Raw genomic sequence first — 22,293 nt, forward strand, 5'->3', positions numbered from 1 at the left:
GCGCAGAGACCCCGTAACCCGATCCCGTCGGACGCGTCTGAGGGTGCTGACCGCGGCCGTCTCGGCTGCGCTCGTCGGCGCCCTGGTGTCCGCGCCGGCCGCCGACGCGGCGCCCGGGCTGCGGGTGACGACCGTCGCCGACGGACTGAGCATCCCGTGGGGCGTCGTCGTCGCCCCTGACGGGACGGTGCTGACCGGCGAGCGGTCGGGCCGGTTCGTCGCGGTGCGTCCGGGCGGGCAGCGCGTGAACGTGCGGGCTGACCTGTCGCGCATCTTCGCGCAGGGCGAGTCCGGACTGATGGGTCTCGCCATCGATCCGCGGTTCGAACAGACCCGTCGCGTGTACTCGTGCCAGGCGGAGTCGACCGTGCCCGGCGCGCCCGGGGTCCCGGGATCGTTGTCGAACATCCCCATCGAGTTCCCGCAGACCGGTCACACCATCCAGGTCGTGTCCTGGCGGGTGGGCGCCGACTGGACTCAGATGGCCCGCGAACGAACTGTGCTGAGCGGCATTCCGGTCAACGCGTCGGGTCGGCACGGCGGTTGCGGTCTGGCGGCCACCGGCGACAGCCTCTGGGTCGGTACCGGTGACAACGCCACCCCGTGGATTCCGCAATCTCGGACGTCCCTGGGCGGCAAGGTGCTGAACATCAACCTCGACGGCACCCCGGCCCCGGGTAACCCGAACCCGCGCAGTCCGATCTACAGCCTCGGACATCGCAACGTACAGGGCGTGGCGGTCCAGCCCGGCACCGGTCGCGTGTACGCCATCGAGCAGGGCACGAGTCGCGACGACGAGCTGAATCGCATCGTCGCCGGGGGCAATTACGGCTACAAGCCCGATCGCACACCGATCATCTACGACGAATCGGTGCCGATGACCGATCCGGTCCGGGTCCCCGGCGCGATCGGTCCGGTCTGGAGTTCGGGCAACGAGACGATCGCTTTGCCGGGAATCGCATTCCTGCCCGAAACCGGTTGGGGCGCATACAACGGCGGCGTCGTGTTGACGGCGCTCAAGGGCAAACGACTGGTGTTCCTGAAGCTCTCCGACGACGGCCGGCGGGTGGTGTCGGAGACGCAGGCGTTGCAGGGCGCGCACGGCCGCTTGCGTGGCGTGGCCGTCGCGCCCGACGGTTCGCTGGTCCTGACGACCAGCGACGGCGAGGGCTCGGACCGTATCCTGCGCGTGCGCTCGGACGGCTGATCGTGTGTGACGACGCGATCGTCGAGCACGTCCACGACGAAGCCCGTCGGATGTCTCGTCGCACGGCGCTGCGCGTGGCAGCCGGTGTGGCAACCGGGATCTCGGCATCGGTGGCGGCAGGCACCGGGCTGGCTGCTCCGTCCCGCGGAGCGCCGGGTCACGCGCCGGCGGGCCGGGTCGTCGACCTCACGCACACGTTGTCGCCGTCGTTCCCGGTGTGGCCGGGCAACCCGCCGATGGTGACGGTTCCGACGTCTCGTGTGCGAGGGCGTGATTCGGGCTTCTCGACGAACTGGGTCTCGTTCGCCGAACACACCGGCACCCACGTCGATGCACCGGCGCACAAGATCGGCGGCGGGATCAGCGTCGACCGTATCGACCCGGCCGACCTCGTCGCGCCGCTCGTGGTCATCAGCATCGAGTCCAGGGCACGCCGAGACCGGCGTGCCGAGTTGACCGAACGCGATGTCGCCGAGTGGGAGTCGAGGAACGGCCCCATCCCGCGCGGCGCGCTGATCGCGCTGCACACCGGGTGGCAACCACGAACCGGCGGTGCGGATGCCGCCGGCTTCTCGCCGGCCGCGGTCGGGATGCTCGTGGCCGAGAGGGGAGCCGTGGCCATCGGGACCGACACGCTCAGCGTCGACGTTCGCGGGGCCACCGGTGCCCACACGGCGATCCTCGGCAGTGGGCGCTACGCGGTCGAGGCCATGGCGAACCTGGAAGCCGTTCCGGCCCATGGCTCGACCGTGATCGTCGGCGCACCGAAGTTCGCCGGTGGTACCGGCGGTCCGGCGCGCGTGATCGCCATGGTGTGAATCGGACACAGAAAGGTCATCGATGACGACGCGCATCACCCGGTTCGACCGCGGATCCCACACCTTCGACGTCACCGACGAAGGTCCGATCGACGGTGAACCGATCGTGCTGTTGCACGGGTTCCCTCAGCGGGCCTCGTGCTGGGAACTGGTCGCGGAAATCCTGCACGACAACGGGTTCAGGACCCTCGCACCGGACCAGCGTGGGTACTCGCCCGGTGCTCGCCCCGCACGCCGACGGGACTACGTGCAGAGCGAACTGACCGCGGACGTGCTCGCCCTGCTCGACGCCGCCGGCCTCGAACGAGCCCACGTCGTCGGCCACGACTGGGGCGCACTCGTCGGGTGGGCGGTCGCCGCGCACCATCCCGAGCGGGTGAAGACGCTGACCGCCCTGTCTGTTCCGCACCCAGGGGCCTTCCTGCGCTCGATGCGCCACGGACAGATCTTCCGGTCCTGGTACATGGCCGCCTTCCAGGTTCCGGTCCTGCCCGAGAAGTTCCTCGGCTGGGCGATGCGAACACAACCGGACTTCGGGGAGCGGATGGGACTTCCGCAACCGTTCGCGTCGCGGATCGCCCGTGAGATCGGTGAGTACGGCGCCCTCCCCGGCGCGCTGGGTTGGTATCGCGCGATGCCGCTCCCCGACAAGCGATCCGCGCCCCGGCCGGTCCGCGTCCCGACCACGTTCGTGTGGGGCGACGCCGACCCGGCCATCGGCGAGGAAGCGGCCCGCCTGTGTTCGGGGTGGGTCGACGCGAAGTACGAGTTCATCGCGTTGCGCGGCGCCGACCATTGGCTGCCGGAGGCGCACGCCGACGACGTTGTCGCTGCGGTCCTCGACCGGGTCGGCGATCTCGCCCCGGCGAACGGTTCGACCACCGCCCCGTCGGCGGTGGGACCGTCAGCGCAGGACTCTGCGTAACACGACGAAAACAATGAGCGCGACCACAGCTGCGAGCCCGGCATACGCGGGCGTGAGATTGGTGGTCGGGGGTTCGGTGGGCGTACCCGATCGCAACTGCGCGAACGTCGCACGGGCGGCGTCTGATTCGGCGACCACATCGACCGGCGGATGCGTGGGCGCGGGGGTGGGATCGGCGGGCGCGGGGGCCGAGGACGCGGTCGGGGCCGGCTTCGGGGAGTGCGTCACCGGCGGCTCGGGGGGCGACGCCGGGGTCGTGGCCGACGATACTTGAGGCGCTTCGGGTTCCGGGGTCGGAGTCGGCGGATCCACTGGCTCCGGGGCGGGCGGCGCCGACTTCGGCGGCGCCTTCTTGGCCGGTGCCTTCTTGGCTGCCGACTTCTTCGCCGGTGCGGCCCCGGCGGCCTTTTTCGCGGGGCTCTTCTTCGCCGCCTTCTTCGGCGGGAGCTTGTCGCCGCCGGATTCCGCGGCCGCCGTCTCCGGCGAGGCCTTCTTCGCTACCGGCGCGGCGGGTGCGGCGTCGGGTACGGAAGCGGACTCTTCCGGTGCGGCGATCGGGAACAGCGCCTGCTCGTCTTGGTTCGACTCACCGGCGGACGGCGTGGCGTTCGGATCCGGCTCGGTCATACGGCGCTCCCTCGCAAGTATCCGGCAGGCGCCCGGCAACTGCTGCGCCGCGCGACACGTTCGCACCCATCCTAATGGTGTGCCCCGGAACCGGGCACCGGCGACCGGATCCCGCAGCCTGTTTCCACACGTGCCGCTGATCGCTCGCCGATCTCACCCAAGCGTCCGCCGCCCACCGGCACGGCGAGGACCCGGCTCGGACCGTGGGTCAGGAACGGACCCCGAGCCGCGCGAGGATGTCGGCGTCGACGGCTTCGAGTTCGTCGGCGATGGACTTGTGGGCGGTGCGGCGCTGACCGGCCGACATCGTCTCGGCGGTCTGCACCGCGATGTCCAGATTGTCGAGGCGTTTGGTCATCGCCGCGACGAAATCCGTGGAGTCGGAGCTGGTGTCCTGCGCGACGACCTTCTCCAGTGCCGTACGGGTGGTCGCGATTCGCGCGGACAGGGTCGCTCCGTGACCGCTGAACTGGCGCAACACCTCCGGTGAGACCCCCGCGCGGCTCGCCTGCAGTGTGGAAAGCTGTTCGCGTCCGGCGACCGCGGCCCGGTAGACGACGGGTGCGGCGATCGGTGCCACGAGCCGGGCGACGGTGAGGTAGCGCTTCACACTGGCCGGGCTGAGAGCCTTTGCGTCGGCGGCGGCCTGCGCCTCGACGGCGAACTTCTTCGCCTCGGCCTTGCTCACCTTCGTCTGGGACTTGGCGAGCTGCCTGGCGGTCTTGCGCTCGGCCTTCATCTCCTTCTGGAAGTACTTGTGCTCGTTCTTGCGCCGGGCTTTGTGTTCCTTGCGCCGCGACTTGGCGTCGAACTTGGCCTCCAGCTTGGCTTTCGCCTTGAGAGCCTTGGCCTCTGCCTTGCGCTGAGCACGAGTCGTACCGTCGGAGGAGAACAATCCCATCGAATGCCCTTTCGCTGCTGCCGAGAAGACCGCAGTCGACCCCCGGCCTGCTCTCGTTCCGCTCCCGGCGCCGGTGTCGACCGGCTCGCTCGATCGCGTCCGGCGCCGCACTTCATGGCCCCGCTCGCTTCGCTCCCGACGTCAGGCGCGCGTGATAACAAGTACAAGCATGACATGTGGTTGTATCCGACCACGTGTCCGTCCGTTCGAGCCCGGAAAGGGATGGCGTGGTCCCTGTCGTGTTGTCGCCGCGCGACCTCGCCGGTTGCGAGCACCGGGTCGCCCTCGACTTCGCGCACGACAGACGTCCCGCCGACGAACCCGATCCACCCGGAGTGCAGCGCCGCAAGGAGGCCGCGGCCGATCACCGAGCGGCGATCCGCGAGCTGCTCCGCGGGGTACACAGCGATCAGCCGGGCGCGTTCGTGGTCGTCGACGCCGATGCGAGCACCGCTGAGCGCGTCGCGGCCACGCTGCGTGCCTGCGACGCCGGGGCGTCGTGGATCTGGAACGCGACCCTGCCGACCGACCGGGAGCACGGGCGCCGTGGCCATTCCGAACTGCTGGTGCGGGTCGGGGACGGCTACACACCGGTCATCGTCGTCAATCACCGGGTCAGCCAGCCGGCGAAATCGACGCCGGAACCGGACGGGCGTGCGCCCAGCCTGGTGACCAGTCCGTTCTGGATGTGGGCACCGAGCCCCGACCCATATCGGACCGGCCGCCGAACCGACGGGACAACCTCCGGCTGGCTCATCTCACCGCCATGCTCGTGGAGATCGGCAGGGCGTCGTCGACCGACACGACAGAGTTGCGCGGCGGCGTGATCGGCGTGGACGCGGACTGCATCGTCGTCCTGGACACCGGGGCGATGCTCGAGGACTACTCGGCGATCCTCGAGCATCGGCTCGCGGTCGCGGGTGGGCAGGTCCCCACCGAGCCCCGCCGGATCAGCGAATGCCGTTCGTGCCCGTGGTGGGTGCGCTGCGGACCGGAGCTCGAGGAGAAGCGCGACGTCAGTCTCGTGGCGAGCGGCAACCAGGGTTCGGTCCTGATCAATGCCGGGATCACGACGATCGACGAACTGGCCGCACAGCGCGGGGCACCGGAGGGCTGGCCGGGAGGCGTCCGGTTCGGCGACGCGATCATCAACGCGATCGCCTGGCTCACCGGCACCGAGCTCGTCCGGCGCGTCGACTCGCCGCGGGTCCACCGCGCCGACATCGAGATCGACGTCGACATGGAGAGCTACGGCGAGCACGGGGCGTATCTGTGGGGGACACTGCGCACCGACACCACCGACTCGTCCGCGCCCGTCGAGTACCGCCCGTTCGTCACCTGGGACCCGCTGCCCACGCGCGACGAAGCGCGGTCGTTCGCCGAGTTCTGGGGATGGCTCATGGCCGAACGCGCCGCCGCCCGCGAGGCCGGGAAAACGTTCGCGGCCTACTGCTACTCCCAGCAGGCGGAGAACCGATGGCTGCTGGGGTCGGCCGACAGATTTGCCGGCGAGCCGGGCATCCCGGCGCGCGCCGAGGTCCAGGCCTTCATCGCATCGTCGGAATGGGTGGACATCTACGAGGCGGTCGGCGAGAACTTCATCTGCCCGCGGGGCAAGGGCTTGAAACGAGTGGCGCCGGTCGCGGGGTTCTCGTGGCGCGACGACGACGCGAGCGGCGAGGCGTCGATGGAGTGGTACCGGGCGGCTGTCGCGCTCGGGGGCGGGCGCCCCGACGACGGGCAGCGCCGGCGACTTCTCGAATACAACGAAGACGATGTCCGTGCCACAAAAGTGTTGCGCGAGTGGATGACCGACGGCGCGGCCGCGCAGGTGCCCCACGAGCGGGATCTGCTCGACCGGTTCCGGGCGAGCTGACGACCTCAGCCGAACCGCTGGGTCGAACGTCTCGTCGCCGCGTGTCAGGGACGCATCGAGCGCAACGAGTCGAGGAACGACCCGCTGCCGAGCAGGGCGACGGCGCCGAGCAGCAACAGTGCTCCCGGCGCCACGCCGAGGACGAACTTCCGCATCGATGTCAACGTCGAGTCCTCCGGCACACCGGGCGAGGCCTGCGGCGGATCGACCGGCGGACCCGCTGCACCCGAAACCGTCTGCGAGGTGTCGGTGCCGTCGGCTTCGACGTCGGTGTCGGGCTGGGGAGAACGACGATCGGTGTCCGGCCCGCTGCCGGAGCCGGAGTCCGGAATCGGCCTGGTCGAACCACCTCCACCAGGCGGGGCGACCGTCGGTACGTCGGCGACGGCCGGACCGGTGTTCGCGGGGGCGCCGGCCGGGTCGGACCCGCTCACATCGCCGTCGGACGCCGAGGGAGCGTCCTCCTCCCGGCGGGTGCCGGGGGACGGGTCGTCACCGTCGCCATCGCTCCCGGACGTGGTCTCGCGCCCGGACGTCGACGGATCCGGATCGTCGGTCGTGGTCGTGGTCGTGGTCGTGCTCGTGGTCTCGCTCGTCGTGTCCGACGTCCCCGGCATGGGCGACGATCCACAACCGCAGCCCGTGGGATGAGACGGTGCGGAGGACTCGTCCGTGGTCTCGGGATCGGTGCTCTCGGGGTCCGTGGATTCGGGTTCGGTCGTCTCGGGGTCGCTGGTGTCCGAGTCGTCGGTCGGCGAGCCCGCGGGTGTGTCGGTGTCGGTGTCGGTGTCGTCGACCTCGTCCGTGTCATCGGGATCGCTGTCGGCGTCACCCGCCCAGTCGGCGCCTGGCGCATCGGGGCCCGGTGGAGCTGTCGACGCCACCCCGGGCGCCACGACGATGAAGAGGATCGCGGCGAGAGCGATCAGAAGGACGGCGAGACCACGCGGCTTGGTACGGGCGCCCCGGTGGGTCGGGAGACGGTGGCTCATCGTTCGTCAGGCGTACAGTCGAGGGGGTGAAACATCGTCGCTGACACCATGCGGCGGATCGACGCGCACCGCGGGCCGAACCCGAATGTTCATCTGACGGATCCACGTCGGCAACCCATGACCCCCATGAATGTGAAGAACGCCACACTATCGATCGTTACACCATCTTCACAGGTGATACGCGCAGAGCGCGGCGGTCCGGTACTTTCTGATCGTACCGATCGTTGCAACGGCCGTGTACAGCGGGCTTTAATGCTTGCAAATTCAAATTTTGCGTTTCGGAGAAGATTGTCATGACTTCAGGAGGGGCGGAGAAGCCTATGGGCGACACCGGACGCACCGACTCCGATCGTTCGAGGACGACGGACGCGGATGCTCTCGACCCCGGGCTGTTCGCCCGGCGGCTCGAGGAACTGTTCCGGACGGTTCCTGGTCCGAACGGTAGGGCGTACAGCGCGAAGGCGATCGCGGCGCGATCGACCGAGCGGGGGTTCCGACTCGGCGAGTCGTATCTGAGCCAACTGCGATCGGGGAAGGCCAAGTCTCCCTCGTTCCGCACGGTGGAGGGCATCGCGGCCGCTTTCGGGGTCGACGTGCACTACTTTCTCGAGGATCGGGCCGCGCAGCGTACCCGCGACGAGATCGATCTGATGCGGTTGCAGGCCGACACGAACGTCCAGCTGGCGGCCTTCCGCCTGGCCGGGTTGTCGAGTGATTCGGTCACGGTGGTGAACGAGCTGATCAAGGTGCTGCGCGAGCAGCAGGGTCTGCCCAAGGATCCGCCGGACGTGATCGCGGCCGGTCTGAGCGACACCAAGCCGTCGGCCGATTCGCGGCTTCGCGTCGTCGGAGACCACAGCGACGACTGACCGCCGGTGAGGCGTTCGCGGAGCCATTCGTTCCGGACCGAGGGGTGTCGGCCCGGACAGGCCAGCGAAGTCGATCGCTGCGGGTGGATTCCGGCGTGGTGCGCGCTCGTGATTCGATGAGCTCATGCGTCGATCCGAGCGCGCATTGCGCGCGTTGTGCCGCGCCGAGCTGAAGGGGCTCGATCTCGATCTGCCCCTCGACGTGGCTCAACTCTGCGAACGGTACGGTGACCGTCGCGGTCGGCCCATCCGGTTGATCGAGCATGCACTGCCCGCGGGGGTTCCCAACGGCATCTGGCTGGCCGCGACCGACGCGGACTACTTCTTCCACCAGGCCCACACCTCACGCTTGCATCGCAACCAGATCGTCGTCCACGAGTTCGGCCATCTGATCGCCGGCCACCAGATCCTCGGTGAGGCCTCGGCGGCGGGGATCGCCGCCCTGACGCAGGACGAGTCGGCAGCCGCGCTCCGGCGCACGTGCTACTCCGACGACGCCGAGTGGGAAGCCGAGATGCTCGCCTCGTTGATTCTCGGCTGGGCCGAGGACGCCGGCACCGGCGTCGGGAGCACCGCGTCGCACGGCGAACTGCGTGGACTCCAGAAACTGTTGGGGGGTCATCGCGGATGGCTGTGACACGCCGGTCGGTTGCGGCACCGGGAAGAATGTGAGTCCCTGTTGGGCGTGATCACTGTCGCGGGCGGGGGCCCGACGGTCAATCTGCTGGCCTCCGGGGTGGACGTCGGGATCGGCGCGGTCAACGCCGTCGCCGCGGGCGTCTTCGCCCTCGCGTTCTGCTGGCGCCTCGATCAGATCCGCCGTGCGGGATGGGGGTTGCAGCCGCTGGCGATGATGATCGCCGTGGCGGCGCTGACCCTCGCGTTCGTCGTCGTCGACGACTCGGTCGCCGACGTGCTCAACGAGGTCGGTTTCACCGGCCTGTCGAGGGTGGCGTTCTACGCGCTCCTCGCGATCGGGGTCGCGGCGCTCGTGGTGGTGTTCTTCTTTCCCGGGAAGGTCACGCGCGAACGCCGGGCCGGATGGGAGGCGTTGCCCCTCGTCGTGGCACTCGTCGGACTGCAGGTGACAATGCTGGTCATCCCGGTCGAGATCCGGACCGCGACCATCGACGAGTGGACCGTCCAGAACTGGGGTTTCGCGCTGTTCATGCTGATCGCCAGCGGTTACCTCGCCTACGGCTTCGTCGCCTGCGTCAACAGCGTCCGAAAGTTTTATGCGACGGCGGACGGCTATCTCCGTGTGTCCCTTGGTCTTCTGATGACGGGTCTGACGTGTCTCGCGGTCGGCGCCGTCTGTCAGATCGTGTTCGTGATCGTGTCCGCGACGAACGTCGTCCGGTCGCCGTGGCTCCTGACGACGAATCGGGCCGTCGCCATCGTCGGCGTCGTCACGTTCCTGATCGGAATCAGTTATCCGATGGTCTACGCGCGGGTTCAGTCGGTCGCCGCCAACCGACGTCGTCGACGCCTCGACGCCGAACTCGTGCCCCTGTGGCGACTGGTGACCGACGCGGTCCCCGGAGTGGTGCTACCGGATGCCGGCCGGCTGACGCCGACCACCCGATTGCATCGGCGCGTCGTCGAGACCCGAGACGCGTTGACGCAGTTGAGTCCTCGGGTCCCGGCGGTGTTCGGGTATGCCGAACCCGAGGTGCAGGCGAGGCTGTTGCGGGCCGCCGTGGCCGGACACGATCCGCGAGAGGGTCACGGCGGTGCCGTCCGAGATCTGGCGCCGGCGGATGGCGAGGGTCTCGAAGCTGATGCCGTGCCGTTGATCAAACTGGCCCGGGCGCTCGACGCCGTGCAGTTGGTCGAGGAGCCGGCCGACCGGTGACGCGCCGGCCGGCCCTCGAACACGCGAAGTCGCCTCAGGTGAATCCAACGAGTCGGTCGGACTAGCGCGGCGCCATCCGGATCGCGCCGTCCATGCGGATGGTCTCTCCGTTGAGGTAGTTGTGCGCGACGATGAACTCCGCCAGTTGCGCGTACTCGTCGGGCTCGCCGAGACGTTGCGGAAACGGGATGCCCTCGGCGAGGGTCTTCTGGAACTCGGGGGTGACACCAGCCAGCATCGGCGTGCTGATGGTGCCGGGGGCGATGGTGCACACGCGCACGCCGACGCGTGCGAGGTCGCGGGCTGCCGAGATGGTCATCGCGTGCACACCACCCTTCGACGCCGCGTAGGCGATCTGTCCGATCTGGCCTTCGAACGCGGCCACCGATGCGGTGTTGATGATGACGCCGCGCTGACCGTCGCCGTCGATGGTGGACTCTTCCTGCATGCGGTTGGCGGCCAGTCGCATGACGTTGAAGGTGCCGACCAGGTTGATGTCGATGACCTTGCGGAAGAGGTCGAGCTCGTGCGGGCCCTTCTTGCCGAGTATCCGTGCGGCCCAGCCGACGCCGGCGCAGTTGACCGCGACACGCAGCGGTGCCCCGGACTCGGCGATGGTGTCGATGACGGCCTGGACCTGGGTCTCGTCGGTGACGTCGGCCGCGACCAGCGTGACTCCTTCGGTGGGCGCGGCCTTGTCGATCGAGGCCTGCAGGTCGAGGCCGAAGACCTGGGCGCCGGCTGCGGCGAAACGCCGTGCGGTGGCCGCACCGAGGCCGGAGGCCCCGCCGGTGACCAGTACGGAAGCGCCTGAAACGTCCATGTGTGAGGTGATCCTTTCGCGGTACCCGACCCGTTCTCCTGCCGGCCGCGCCGCCGTCGTCGGCGACGCCGCTCCGGCTCGTGCTGCAGTTTCACGATAGTCAGACGGCTCGCACCAACCGCAAAAGACCCCCTGGACTACCGAACGAGCGCTCGGACGCCCTCGTCGGAACGGAGGCGGTTCTCCCGGCGGATCAGCACGATGCCGATCCCGGTGATGATCACGACTGCACTGAGCGTGCCCGCGATCACAGGTACCGACGCACCGATCAGACCGTCGGTGATGAGCCAGGCCGCGAAGGCGAAGAAGAGAACTGCCGCGCCGATTGCGATGACGCGCTCGGGAAGGTGGCGGCCGAGCAGGACACCCACGCCGATGGCGAGTGCGTCGGCGGCGACCATGCCGAGCGTGGACCCGATCCAGACCCCGAGCCAGTCGTTGTCGGTGGCCAACGTGATGGTCGCGAGCATGGTCTTGTCGCCCAGTTCGGCGAGGAAGAACGCCGACATGACGGCGAAGAACACCGAGGCGCCGACGCGGGTCGCCCGACTGGACTCCTCGTCGTCGAGCCGGTCTCCGCGCAGCGTCCAGAGGCCGAAGACGAGCATCGCCAGGCCGGCGAGGATCGTCAGAAGCGTGGTGGGTATCGACAGACCGAGGAAGTGGCCGAAGAACACCGAGACCGCGTGCACCGCGGTGGTGGCCACAGTGATCGCGAGGAGGATGACCCACCAGCGGTAGCGCAGGGCGTAGGTCATCGCCATCAGCTGTGACTTGTCACCGAGTTCGGCCACGAAGATCACGCCGAAGCTGAGGAGCAGGGCGGCAATCACGGACGCCAGGTTAGTCAGCGCTAACTCGGGGACGCAACTCGTCGAAGACCCGTATTTCCGCAGGTAGGCCATCAAAAACAGATGTTCGGGGACCCGTATCCACGGGGTCGGTGACCCGTCGTGCGGCCTTCGGGCGGCCGCCCCGCCCTACGCTGCGAGAAGCATGGCCAGCACGGCGGTGTCGGGGTCGGCGTTGGGGTCGATACCCACCTGATTGCGGAGGTTGACCACCGTGCCGTCGGCCTCCGCCTCGGCCCATCCCGCCCGGTGTTCGAGCCCGAGTTCGGGGAGTCCGGGCAGCAGCACGCAGCCGGAGGCGACCTGCGAACACTCGGGCAGGGACGGGCGCGTCTGCGACGGGGGATGCAGCATGACCAGCGCCGGCGGATTGTTCAGGAAGCGGCCCGCCTCGACGAAGCTGTCGTCGACGACATTGCCGATCGCGACCATCATCCCGACGGTGTCCGCCTCACCCTGCTCCGGACGCTGCTCGACCACGCCGAAGATCGTCGTCGTGGGCAGGAAACCCGGCCGGCAGGCGATCCGGACCGAGGCCACAAGCGTCTGCGTCCACTCGAGCGTCGACTCCGGCCAGCGGCCCGAGATGAGAATGCCGTTCAGCGTGCCCTCGTGCTGGAACGGTGTGAGGCCGATCGGAATCGATTGCATCATGTCCTCCTCCGACCCGGGCACGACCTCGGGTGATCCACGGACTGGGGACCGACGGCCGACCCTGGTGAGAAGACCATCCACCGGTGGCGAGGCGCCGACAACTCGAATCACCGTGTTGTGATGGATCTTTAACATGCGAACGAACGACAGCGGCGGTCGCGGAGCACTGTCCCCGCCGGTGGGGGCGACGGCACCAGGCACACTGGACCGGTGAAGAACTCGCCCCCGCTGCGACCCATGGAGTTCGCGTCCGTCGCGATCTTCGGCGGACTGACCGTCGCGGCGGTGGTCATCGCGTCGGTCATCCCGCTGGCCCAGGCCGCCGGACTGCTCGCCCCGGTGCCGCTCGCACTCATCGCGGCGCGTACGCGGCCGCGGGCCCTGGTCACCGCCACGGTCGCCACCACCGCGGTGGCGTTCGCGATGGCGGGCACCGGCGCGATGGCAACCGTCCTCGGATCCGCGCTGGTCGGCGGCCTGGTCGGCGACATCAAGCGCCGGGGCCGGGGGATCGGTGTGCTCGGGGTCGCCACGCTGGTCGCCTCGCCGGTGCTCGGTGGGATCTCCGTGCTGATCCTCCTGATCCTGGTGCCGCTACGTGAACTGACGATCGAGGCGATGACCAACTCCATCCACGGCGTCGCGAAGTGGCTGCACGGATGGGGCCCGACCGGCGGCGTCGCCGATGGGCTCGACGCCATGAGCCGGAGCATCGCCGACGACTGGTGGGTGTGGGTCTGGGTGTCGGGAACCCTCGGCACCGCGATCTCGCTGCTCGTCGCGTGGTGGATCCTCGGTTCCGTGATCAGTCGGCTGCGGGACGTGCCGAGCGAGGACACTCTCGATGCCGTCCCGTCGGGGTTCGCCCCGGCCGCGGTGGTCGCCGCGGCCAACGATTCGGGCATCGCGCCGCTTCCGCTGGTCTTCGAACGCGTCGGGTTCGCGTATGCACCGGAGGCGCGCCCGGTGCTGCACGACATCGACCTGCGGATCGATCCCGGTGAGTTCGTCGCCGTCGTCGGCGCCAACGGTTCCGGGAAGTCGACGCTGGCGAAGATCCTGGCCGGGCGCGACCCGTCCACCGGTGTGGTCCACCGGCCGGGCCTGCCCGGTCTGGGCGCGCACGGCGGGACCGCGCTCGTCCTGCAGCGTCCAGAGATACAGATGCTGGGTTCCCGCGTTGCCGACGACGTCGTCTGGGGTCTGCCGCCCGGCGTCGACGTCGATGTCGAAGCACTGCTCGACGAGGTCGGTCTCGCCGGACTCGGTGACCGGGAGACCACGGACCTGTCCGGCGGTCAGCAACAGCGGCTGGCGATCGCCGCGGCGCTCGCCCGGGATCCGCAGCTCCTCATCGCCGACGAGGTGACGTCGATGGTCGACCCGGAAGGCCGGGGACAATTGCTGGCGCTGCTGGCGGGCCTCCCGGCACGCCGGGGGATCGCCGTCGTCCTGGTGACGCACCGCGGCAGCGAGGCGGCGGCGGCCGATCGGGTGATCCACCTGGCCGGGGGACGCCTCGTGCCGCACGCGCCCGACTGGATGCCGGGTCCCGACGCCGACCTGGGCGCGCCGAACCCGCGCCCGTCGCCCCCGCCCGCACCGACCTCGCGGATCGGCGGGCCACTCCTCGTGCTCGACCAGGTGGGTTATGCGCACCTGCCGGGCTCACCGTGGGAGGTCGTTGCCCTGCAGGACATCTCGCTGACGGTCTACCGCGGCGAGGGACTCCTCGTAGTCGGCGGCAACGGATCGGGCAAGACGACCCTCGCGTGGATCATGGCCGGCCTGCTCCCGCCCGGGACCGGTACCTGCCGTCTGCTGGACATCCACGAGAAGATCACTCCCGGAGCGGGTTTCGACGCCGGAACGCCGATGACGGAGCGGGTCGGCGCGGTCGGACTCGGATTCCAGCACGCGCGTCTGCAACTGCAGAAGGTCACCGTCGCCGACGAGATCATGGCGGCCGGTGGTGAGAAGGTGGGCACCGCCGAGGTCGCCCGGGTCCTCGAACTCGTCGGGTTGCCGCGCCGGATGGCGGTCACCAAGGTCGACGCGCTGTCGGGCGGACAGATGCGACGCGTCGTGCTGGCCGGTCTCATCGCGCGCCATCCCGACCTGCTGGTCCTGGACGAGCCGCTGGCCGGTCTCGATCCGCCGGCACGCGAGGAGATCGTCGCACTGCTGGCCCGGCTCCGCGCCGACGGGATGACCATCGTGATCATCTCGCACGACTTCGAGTCGTTGGAGTCGGTGTGCACCCGGCGGGTCCGACTGGTCGACGGGCGTCTCCTGCCCGATTCGCAGCAGATGATCGACCAGGCTCACGGCTGGGACGGAGGAACCCGATGACGATGCGTACCGTCCCGCTGCGGCAGGTGCCCGGCGACTCGTTCGTGCACCGGCTGTGGGCGGGGACCAAACTCGTGATCGTGCTGATCCTCGGGATCATGACCTGGGTGCTGCCGTCGTGGCCGGCGCTGGGCATGGTCGCCGCGGTGGTGGTGATCACCGCCCTCGTCGCGGGAATCCCGTTGGGCGCCATACCTCGTCCGCCGTGGTGGTTCTGGGGTCTGATCGGCATCGGCGTCGCGTTCAACGTGTCGTTCGCCGGCATCCCCGGCGCCCTGGTCTTCCTGCGCGCGATCACCCTGGCACTCGTCCTCGTCGCCAGTTCGATCCTCGTCATCTGGACCACCCCCATGGCCGACGTGGCGCCGGCGCTGGCGCGGCTGATGCGCCCGCTGCGGTGGCTCCGGCTGCCCGTCGACGAGTGGGCGGTCGCGATCGCGTTGTGCCTCAGGGTCTTCCGCTGCTCATCGAGGAGTTGCGCATGCTGCGTGCGGCGCATCGCCTCCGGCCGACGGCCAAGGGCCGCAGCGACCATCCGTCGGCGGAGATGGGGATCATGGATCTGATCACCGCGGCGATGTCGTCGGCGCTCCGACGCAGCGCCGAGATGTCCGAGGCGATCACCGCCCGTGGCGGCACCGGCCGCCTGACCGCCCATCAGGCCGGCCCCGGGCGCGCAGATGTGGTGGCGCTCATCGTGATCGGCCTGGCCTGCGCGGTTGCCATCACGGTCACGCTCGTCCTGTGATCGGGAGTGGGCGTCAGCGTCCCTCGTTCACGCGCCCCGCTCCCTGAGGAGTGAGGAGCGATAGCGACGAGAGGGTCCTATAGCTTGTCAAGTGCTCCGAGGTCAGTGGTGAGGTCGCGGAACACTTCGCGGGCGATGTAGCGCTTGAGGCAGCGGAGGATGTCTTTCTTCGTTTTGTGTTCGGCGGAACGTCGCTCGACGTAGGCGCGGGTGGGGGCGTGGGATTTCATGCGTCCGACCGCGATCATGTGCAGAGCACTGTTGGCTTGCCGGTCCCCGCCCCGGTTGAGTCGGTGACGGCTGGTTTTGCCTGAGGATGCCGGTAACGGGGCGGCGCCGACGAGTTTGGCGAACCGTGCCTCGGTGCCCATCCGCTCGACGTTGTCACCGGCGGTGATCACCAGGCGGGCGGCGGTGATCGGCCCGATCTGCGGGCGCGAGAGCAGGGTGGGTACCAGCTTGCTCAGCAGTCGTGTGAGTTCGCGGGCCAAAGACCGGGCTTGTTGTTGGGCGAGTCGGTGTCGGTCGAGCAGCGACCGCGCAGCGCGCACGAACGCCGCGGCCGGCCCGGACAGATCAGCTTTCTCGGCTGGTACCGGCAAGTCTTTGATGAATGCTGCCCGCTTGGCGATGGTGCGGGCCTGGCGCGCTTGATCGGCGTACTCGGCTGGTGCGGTGGTACACAGGTCACGGATCTGGTTACCGATGCGGGTGGCTTCCTCGACGGCCGAAGCCCTTGCCACGGTGAGCATCCGAACAGATTCGACCGCGCCGCGGGTGTCTTTGGCCACCGCGGTCGCGCGGCCGGTGATGACTGCCATCGCTGCGGCGTAGGCATCGAGTTGATCGGTCTTACCGTGGGCGTAGCGGCGCGGCAGATCGGGGGTGTTGACCTCGATCACTCGCACCCCTTCGGCGGTGAGCATCCGGGTCAACCCGGCCCCGTAGGAGGCGCTCGATTCCACTGCGGCATCCTCGACGCGGCCGAAGCCACACGCCCACTGCCACAACTGGGTGTAGCCGGCGGTGGTGGTCGGGAACTCGCGATCGGCCAGCGGGCGGCCGTCGATGGCGACGATCGCGGCGTGGTGGGTCTGTTGATGGGTGTCGACTCCGAGTACGACCACTTGCGTGGTCACTGCTGTCTCAGCCATTCTGGCGGTGTCTCCTTCACTGCGGTGGTGGATGACCTCACCGGGGCGGGTGGACAGGACAGTGAAGAGTCACGGCCTACCAGCCAGACAGGGTCCTAATCAGGTCACACCCGCCCCGGTCCTCACAGGTCACTTGGTGCAGGTGATCGACCGGAGTTCCGGGCCGACACATCTCGCCCATGACAGCACCGTCAGCCACGAAGTAAGTCAGACCCAAACCCGGTCAACCACCCACACCCATTCTCACTGCCACGAAGGGCTGGCGAGGCACGTCACTGGGCCCTTCGTGGCTCGCTTCGCTCGCACCTCAGGGAGCAAGCGTTCAGCTTCGGGCGCTCCTCAGCTCACGGAGCAAGGGTTCAGCTTCGGGCGCTCCTCGGCTCAGTGAGCAAGGGTTCGGCTCCGAGCGCTCCTCAGGGGGCAATGGGGGTCGCTTCGCGTCGCGCAAAACAAACGGCGCCGGTCACCCGAAGGTGACCGGCGCTGTTGAGGTTCGGCGAACCGGGATCAGGCCGGGACGACCAGGCCGCTGCCCTGGCTCTTCGCGCGGGCGAGACGCTCGTTGGCGTCGGCCCAGTTCACGACGTTCCACCACGCCTTGACGTAGTCGGGCTTGACGTTCTGGTAGTCGAGGTAGAAGGCGTGCTCCCACATGTCCAGCATGACGACCGGGATGATGGCGGCGGGGATGTTGCCGCTCTGGTCGGTCAGCTGCAGGATGACGAGCTTGCCGCCGATGGTGTCGTAACCCAGGATCGCCCAGCCCGAACCCTGCAGGGTGGTGGCGGCGGCGGTGAAGTGGGCCTTGAACTTGTCGAAGCCACCGAACTGTTCGGTGAGGGCGGCCGCGAGGTCGCCGTCGGGCTCGCCACCGCCGTTGGGCGACAGGTTCTTCCAGAAGATGGAGTGGTTGGTGTGACCGCCCAGGTGGAACGACAGGGTGGCGGAGAGTCCGTAGACCTTGCCGGCGATGCTGTCGTCGTCGCGGGCCGCGGCCAGCTTCTCCAGGGTGTCGTTGGCGCCCTTGACGTAGGTGGCGTGGTGCTTGCTGTGATGGAGCTCCATGATCCTGCCGGAGATGTGCGGTTCCAGTGCCGCGTAGTCGTAATCGAGATCCGGCAAGGTGTATTCAGCCACGATGTTCCTCTCTGAGGTGCTACTCGTTTCCCTGTCCACGCATGGCCCCGACGACTCGGCCGGGCGCCACGCGAATGCTTCCAGCCTTCCCCAGAGCATGGGTGATTGCAACAATCCCGCGCCAAGAAACATCAAGTGCGGTTGAGATGTCAACGACGCGAGAGTGCGTCGGCTGAGAGCTGACCAGGCCGCATCGAGTCGGCTGGGTTCAGATGAGGACGAGCAGGATGAAGACCGCGATGAGCGCGAGAATGGTCAGGGCGCTTGTGCGGCAACTCCTCGCGACGTCGTAGTTGGCGCGTGGAGCGGTCCGACCGAGCCCGGGGGCGCGTCGGAGATCTCCGGTCGCGTGCGTCGCCATCGTCGCCTCTCGTCCCTGGAACGGCTGCACATCCCTGCCGGCGGACGGCCCGCGATGGCGTTCAAGTGATCGGTATCACAGTGCCACGGATGTGACCGCCATCATAAACAGACTCGAACGGTCAGCTCAACTCGTCGTCGCCGGGCCGTACCCCACCGCGCGTAGACTTGGCGCATGTCATGGCTCGACCAGCTCTTCGCCGCCGGTTCACGCAAACAGGATCTCGTCGCCGCCGACGCTGCACTGCCCGGCCGCTCGTCCGAGATCACGGTCCCGGGCGAGCACCTCGTTCTCGGAACGCCCATGCGCGGTCGGGCCGAGTCCGACGGCTCCCACGTACACGGCATCGGACGCTTCGACGACGGCCTCCACGCGATCGTCCTGGCCGGTGGCTGCTTCTGGGGGATCGAGGAGATCTTCTGGCAGGTCCCCGGTGTGTACACGACCGCGGTCGGATACGCGGGCGGGTACACGCCGAATCCGACCTACGAGGAGACCTGCACCGCGCGGACCGGTCACACCGAGTCGGCGCTGGTGGTCTTCGATCCGGCCGTCGTCGATCTCGAAGGCCTGCTGAAGGTCTTCTGGGAGTCGCATGACCCGACGCAGGAGATGCGTCAGGGCAACGACATCGGCACCCAGTACCGGTCAGCCGTGTACGCCCTGACCGACGCGGACCTTGACGTCGTCCGCAGCACCGCCGCAACCTTCCAGACCGCACTCGACGCTGCGGGCGAGGGTGCGATCGCCACCGAGATCAAGCCGCTGGCGCAGGCGGGCGACGGACGGTTCTACTACGCCGAGGACTACCACCAGCAGTATCTGGCGAAGAACCCGCATGGATACCGCTGCCATGCCGCGACCGGTGTCGCCTACCCCGCCTGACGTCGCGGTGCGCGGTCGTACCCATCGGTCGCAGACCCGACGAGACACGCGGTGACCGAACGGATCTCGCTGCGGCAGTGGAATCGCACCCTGCTGCAGCGCCAGCACCTGCTCACCCGCGTCGCGGAGGACGCCATCGAGGTCCTGGACCGCTGCGTCGGACTGCAGTCCCAGGACCCGCGGGCGGCGTTCTTCGGATTGTGGTCGCGGATCGCGGATTTCGATCCCCTCGAGCTGGACGATCTGTTGACCGACCGCGAGGTCGTGCGCATGACGCTGCTGCGCGCGACGATCTTCCTGATCGACGCCGAGGACGCACGCTGGATTCGTCCACTCGCCGAGCCCGCGCTGCGGCGTGGACTCACCGACATCCACGCCCAGCGACTGGTGGACGCCGACCCGACGCACGTCGTGCGGTCCGCCGCCGAGATTCTCGCGGGTCGCGAACTCGCCGTCGCCGACCTCGGGAGCGAACTGGTTGCCCGCCATCCGGCGGAAGATGCGTCGACCCTGACCGCCATCGCACGGTGCGGGCTGCCACTGGTCCAGGTCCCCCCTCGTGGTTTGTGGCGCGGGCGGGGCGCTCCGACCTACCGTCTGTTTGACGAGTGGGCCGGCCCGGGCGAGCCGGCCGTCGTCGACGACGAAGCCCGTGCCGATCTCGTCCGGATGTATCTGCGCGGGTTCGGCCCGGCCACCGTGAAGGCCATCCAGACGTGGTCCGGGCTCACCCGGTTGCGACCCCTCGTCGAAAAGCTGGAGGCGGACTGGGAGCTCGTCCGGCTCGACGGTCCGAACGGCGAGGTTCTCTACGACCTCGACGGTCTCGCCCTCGCCGACCCGGATGCGCCGGCGCCGGCGCGGCTGATCACCCCCTTCGACCACGTGATCGGCGCCCAGGCCGACCGAATCCGGGTCGCCGACCCGGAGATGTACCGGCGCACCGTGACTCCCAATGGCCGGTCGCCCGGATTCGTGTTCCTCGACGGATTCCTCGCGGGGACATGGTCTCTCGATGCCGAGGACGTTCCGGCGGTCGAGTACCTGCGTCCGGTGACCGCCGCCGAACGGCGCGAGGTCGACGCCGAGGTCGATCGGCTCCGTGAATCCCTGGTCGATACCTGAAGCTCGTCGCGACGGGGCCCGGCAGATGCCGCACATCGTGGCGCCGAGCGCAACGACACACTACGTCTGCGGACCGGATCGAAGGAGCCCGCGACTCAATCGCCGGTGCGCGGGTTCCGCGAGGTGATGCAGTAGCGGCGACCGACCGGATCCGCCATCGTCGTCCAGTGCGGGAAGTGCTCGATCGCGCGGGCGCCCCAGTCCTCGTGTCGTGCGACCTCGTCGGGGACGGAATTCGTGGCGATGTCGAGGTGCGCGGTTGCCACATCGCTGTCCGGCGACTCATTCTGCTTGCGCTGCAACAGGATTCCGAGGGTCACCGCGGGGTCGCGGCGAAGCGCGACCAGCTCGGGCCGACCCCGGGGCTTCGTGGGCCAGCCGGTGAACCCGGTCCAGAAGTCGACCTCGGCGTCGAACATGCCAGGGGGGATGTCGATGCACAGCTGGTCGATGATGCTGATGGCGTCGCCGGGCCAACGGATGGGTCGCGACCGCTTCGATTCGCCTTCCCACGGCACGAGGCAGAACACGAAACCGGCGGGTGACCGGAGGGTGAGGTGAGTCCCGGCGTCGACGACGAGGGTCGCACCGAGTGCCTGTGCCTCGGCGGTGGCGGCGTGCGGGTCGTCGGTGTGGATGTCGAGGTGCACTCCGCCCGGTCCGTCGTCGATGCGCTGGACTCGCAGATGCGGGTCGCCGTAGAAGGGCTCCAGCGAGGCGAACTCGCGGTGCTCACCCCGCGGCGGGGAGACCGTGCTGCCCGAGATCGCGCGCCAGAAGGTCACCTCGCTGCCGAACACCTCGGCGGGGAAGTCGAGGAATGCGCTGAGCCACCGCACCTGCACCCGGCAGATTCTACGGTGCGTCCCACGTCGCGGACTGTCGCGGCGCGTGGGAAAACAGCAGGCGGGTCGCCGTCGTTACACTCGGACAGATGACTGCAGGACCGCTGGGGGCGGTGGGGAAGAAATTCTCGAAGGCGCGGACCGAGCAGGTCGCCGTCGTCCGTCTCGACGGCCCGATCGGGATCGCGGGGATGGGCAAGCACGGCGTCAACACCGAGTCCGTCGAGCCGGTTCTGAAGAAGGCGTTCGCCACGGAGCGGTTGCGGGCCGTCGTGGTCGTCATCAACTCGCCCGGTGGCTCGCCTGCGCAGTCGGAGTACATCGCCGAACGCATCCGCCAGCTGTCGGCGGAGAAGGGCGTGCCGGTCCTCGCGTTCTGTGAGGACGTCGCGGCCTCCGGTGGCTACTGGATCGCCTGCGCGGCCGACGAGATCTTCGCCGCCCACACCTCCATCGTCGGCTCGATCGGGGTCGTGTCGTCGGGCTTCGGTTTCTCGGCCGTGCTCGACCGCTTCGGTGTACAGCGCAGGCTGTACACGACCGGTGAGAACAAGGCGCGACTCGACACCTTCTCGCCCGAACAGCCCGAGGACGTCGAATGGCTGAAGGAATTGCAGGGCCAGCTGCACGAGGCGTTCATCGCGTGGGTCCGGCAGCGCCGCGGGAAAAAGCTGACCGCTTCCGACGCGGAACTCTTCAACGGCGACGTGTGGATCGGTCACCGCGCCGCGGAACTCGGGGTCGTCGACGGGATCGGCGTGATGCGCTCGGTCGTCGCCGAGCGGTACCCCGACGCGGAGATCACCGTCGTGGAGACGCCGAAGCCGCTGCTCATGAGACTCGTGGGAAGCCAGACATCGGTTGCCGGATTTGCGGAGAGCGTGACGACCGGCGTTCTGGCGGCATTCGACCGCGCCCCGTCGTTGCGGCTGTCGCTGCTCCACCGGGACTGAAAGGCCCGATCACAGCCCGTTCACATGGTTTTGCTTGTGAATTGTCCCCACGTTATCCACAGGTGCTGTTCATCGAAGGAAGAGTTCACGACGTTCCGGCGTGTGCACTTTCGTGAATTTCCTACGCGCACATTCGGCTAAACGAGTGATCGCGGTCACAAGTCGCGGGCCGGTGGCCAGCGTTTTTCCACAATTCCACAGTCTCATCCCCAAGTAGACGGTCAGTGCGCGAACGAGGGACAAATGTCCAGGACGTACATGTGGATAAATTTATGTAGGTCTACATAGCGCCTTGCTCCACACCCGTCTCGGTGATGACAGCGGGGCGCGCGGGC

At 68.6% G+C, this 22,293-nt stretch carries 20 protein-coding genes and 2 pseudogenes; 12 read left to right on the forward strand and 10 right to left on the reverse strand.

Annotated features, from left to right (window positions below):
• Nucleotides 1-43 precede the first annotated feature (43 nt).
• Genes QAD21_RS01000 through QAD21_RS01010 form a run of 3 tightly spaced genes read left to right on the forward strand, consistent with a single transcriptional unit; the run spans nt 44 to nt 2,950 of the window.
• The gene (locus QAD21_RS01000) at nt 44-1,207 is read left to right on the forward strand and encodes a PQQ-dependent sugar dehydrogenase (protein ID WP_165629242.1); all 1,164 of its coding nucleotides are present in this window, start codon (nt 44-46) and stop codon (nt 1,205-1,207) included.
• Between the two features lie 2 nt (nt 1,208-1,209).
• The gene (locus QAD21_RS01005; protein WP_165629241.1) at nt 1,210-2,025 is read left to right on the forward strand and encodes a cyclase family protein; all 816 of its coding nucleotides are present in this window, start codon (nt 1,210-1,212) and stop codon (nt 2,023-2,025) included.
• A 22-nt stretch (nt 2,026-2,047) separates the two neighbouring features.
• Nucleotides 2,048-2,950 (forward strand): alpha/beta fold hydrolase, encoded by a 903-nt coding sequence (locus QAD21_RS01010; protein ID WP_165629240.1) that lies wholly within the window; start codon nt 2,048-2,050, stop codon nt 2,948-2,950.
• On the opposite strand, the gene QAD21_RS01015 is transcribed toward QAD21_RS01010, so the two are convergent.
• Both QAD21_RS01015 and QAD21_RS01020 read right to left on the reverse strand, forming a co-directional pair.
• Nucleotides 2,930-3,577 (reverse strand): hypothetical protein, encoded by a 648-nt coding sequence (locus tag QAD21_RS01015; RefSeq protein WP_165629239.1) that lies wholly within the window; start codon nt 3,575-3,577, stop codon nt 2,930-2,932. The genes QAD21_RS01010 and QAD21_RS01015 overlap by 21 nt on opposite strands.
• A gap of 208 nt (nt 3,578-3,785) precedes the next feature.
• The gene (locus QAD21_RS01020; protein WP_165629238.1) at nt 3,786-4,478 is read right to left on the reverse strand and encodes a DUF6474 family protein; all 693 of its coding nucleotides are present in this window, start codon (nt 4,476-4,478) and stop codon (nt 3,786-3,788) included.
• 227 nt (nt 4,479-4,705) lie between these two features.
• Here QAD21_RS01020 and QAD21_RS01025 point away from each other — a divergent pair.
• Nucleotides 4,706-6,354, forward strand: a pseudogene (locus QAD21_RS01025) (TM0106 family RecB-like putative nuclease).
• 44 nt (nt 6,355-6,398) lie between these two features.
• Here QAD21_RS01025 and QAD21_RS01030 read toward each other — a convergent pair.
• Entirely contained in the window at nt 6,399-7,346 is a 948-nt protein-coding gene (locus QAD21_RS01030) for a hypothetical protein (protein WP_165629236.1), read from the reverse strand.
• Nucleotides 7,347-7,639: 293 nt separating this feature from the next.
• Here QAD21_RS01030 and QAD21_RS01035 point away from each other — a divergent pair, with 293 nt between their 5' ends.
• From QAD21_RS01035 to QAD21_RS01045, 3 genes are all read left to right on the forward strand, one after another.
• Nucleotides 7,640-8,215 (forward strand): helix-turn-helix transcriptional regulator, encoded by a 576-nt coding sequence (locus tag QAD21_RS01035; RefSeq protein WP_058253707.1) that lies wholly within the window; start codon nt 7,640-7,642, stop codon nt 8,213-8,215.
• Between the two features lie 124 nt (nt 8,216-8,339).
• Nucleotides 8,340-8,852 (forward strand): hypothetical protein, encoded by a 513-nt coding sequence (locus QAD21_RS01040; RefSeq protein ID WP_058253708.1) that lies wholly within the window; start codon nt 8,340-8,342, stop codon nt 8,850-8,852.
• Between the two features lie 42 nt (nt 8,853-8,894).
• Nucleotides 8,895-10,070, forward strand: a complete 1,176-nt coding sequence (locus tag QAD21_RS01045) for an MAB_1171c family putative transporter (protein ID WP_165629235.1) — start codon at nt 8,895-8,897, stop codon at nt 10,068-10,070.
• A gap of 61 nt (nt 10,071-10,131) precedes the next feature.
• Here QAD21_RS01045 and QAD21_RS01050 read toward each other — a convergent pair whose 3' ends face one another.
• The 3 genes from QAD21_RS01050 to QAD21_RS01060 all read right to left on the reverse strand — a co-directional run bounded on the left by QAD21_RS01050 (nt 10,132) and on the right by QAD21_RS01060 (nt 12,395).
• Nucleotides 10,132-10,893, reverse strand: a complete 762-nt coding sequence (locus QAD21_RS01050) for an SDR family NAD(P)-dependent oxidoreductase (RefSeq protein ID WP_065631287.1) — start codon at nt 10,891-10,893, stop codon at nt 10,132-10,134.
• A gap of 137 nt (nt 10,894-11,030) precedes the next feature.
• On the reverse strand, nt 11,031-11,726 hold the full coding sequence (locus QAD21_RS01055; protein ID WP_165629233.1) for a TMEM165/GDT1 family protein: 696 nt from the start codon (nt 11,724-11,726) through the stop codon (nt 11,031-11,033).
• 147 nt (nt 11,727-11,873) lie between these two features.
• A complete protein-coding gene (locus QAD21_RS01060) occupies nt 11,874-12,395 on the reverse strand; it encodes a hypothetical protein (RefSeq protein WP_058253731.1) in 522 nt (173 codons plus the stop codon).
• Between the two features lie 213 nt (nt 12,396-12,608).
• Between QAD21_RS01060 and QAD21_RS01065 the strand changes: the two genes are divergently transcribed.
• Nucleotides 12,609-14,750 carry a DUF2232 domain-containing protein gene (locus QAD21_RS01065; protein WP_280360388.1) on the forward strand — a complete coding sequence of 714 codons (2,142 nt, stop codon included), beginning with the start codon at nt 12,609-12,611 and terminating at the stop codon, nt 14,748-14,750.
• Nucleotides 14,747-15,498, forward strand: a pseudogene (locus QAD21_RS01070) (energy-coupling factor transporter transmembrane protein EcfT). The gene QAD21_RS01065 and the pseudogene QAD21_RS01070 overlap by 4 nt, the downstream one beginning before the upstream one ends.
• 77 nt (nt 15,499-15,575) lie before the next feature.
• Here the strand turns inward: QAD21_RS01070 and QAD21_RS01075 are convergent.
• The 3 genes from QAD21_RS01075 to QAD21_RS01085 form a co-directional block, all read right to left on the reverse strand.
• Nucleotides 15,576-16,652, reverse strand: a complete 1,077-nt coding sequence (locus QAD21_RS01075; protein WP_068971204.1) for an IS110 family transposase — start codon at nt 16,650-16,652, stop codon at nt 15,576-15,578.
• Between the two features lie 507 nt (nt 16,653-17,159).
• On the reverse strand, nt 17,160-17,789 hold the full coding sequence (locus tag QAD21_RS01080; RefSeq protein WP_004021423.1) for a superoxide dismutase: 630 nt from the start codon (nt 17,787-17,789) through the stop codon (nt 17,160-17,162).
• 208 nt (nt 17,790-17,997) lie between these two features.
• Nucleotides 17,998-18,150 carry a hypothetical protein gene (locus QAD21_RS01085; RefSeq protein ID WP_165629232.1) on the reverse strand — a complete coding sequence of 51 codons (153 nt, stop codon included), beginning with the start codon at nt 18,148-18,150 and terminating at the stop codon, nt 17,998-18,000.
• A 174-nt stretch (nt 18,151-18,324) separates the two neighbouring features.
• On the opposite strand from QAD21_RS01085, the gene msrA reads away from it, so the two are divergent.
• On the forward strand, nt 18,325-19,035 hold the full coding sequence (msrA, locus tag QAD21_RS01090; protein WP_165629231.1) for a peptide-methionine (S)-S-oxide reductase MsrA: 711 nt from the start codon (nt 18,325-18,327) through the stop codon (nt 19,033-19,035).
• A 51-nt stretch (nt 19,036-19,086) separates the two neighbouring features.
• The gene (locus QAD21_RS01095; RefSeq protein WP_165629230.1) at nt 19,087-20,160 is read left to right on the forward strand and encodes a winged helix DNA-binding domain-containing protein; all 1,074 of its coding nucleotides are present in this window, start codon (nt 19,087-19,089) and stop codon (nt 20,158-20,160) included.
• Between the two features lie 95 nt (nt 20,161-20,255).
• On the opposite strand, the gene QAD21_RS01100 is transcribed toward QAD21_RS01095, so the two are convergent.
• A complete protein-coding gene (locus QAD21_RS01100; protein WP_165629229.1) occupies nt 20,256-21,005 on the reverse strand; it encodes a VOC family protein in 750 nt (249 codons plus the stop codon).
• Between the two features lie 89 nt (nt 21,006-21,094).
• Between QAD21_RS01100 and QAD21_RS01105 the strand changes: the two genes are divergently transcribed.
• Entirely contained in the window at nt 21,095-21,958 is an 864-nt protein-coding gene (locus tag QAD21_RS01105) for a S49 family peptidase (RefSeq protein ID WP_137809856.1), read from the forward strand.
• The last annotated feature ends 335 nt before the right edge of the window (nt 21,959-22,293 follow it).

The sequence above is a fragment of the Gordonia sp. SMJS1 genome, from assembly GCF_029866425.1.
GTDB classification, from domain to species: Bacteria; Actinomycetota; Actinomycetes; order Mycobacteriales; family Mycobacteriaceae; genus Gordonia; species Gordonia hongkongensis.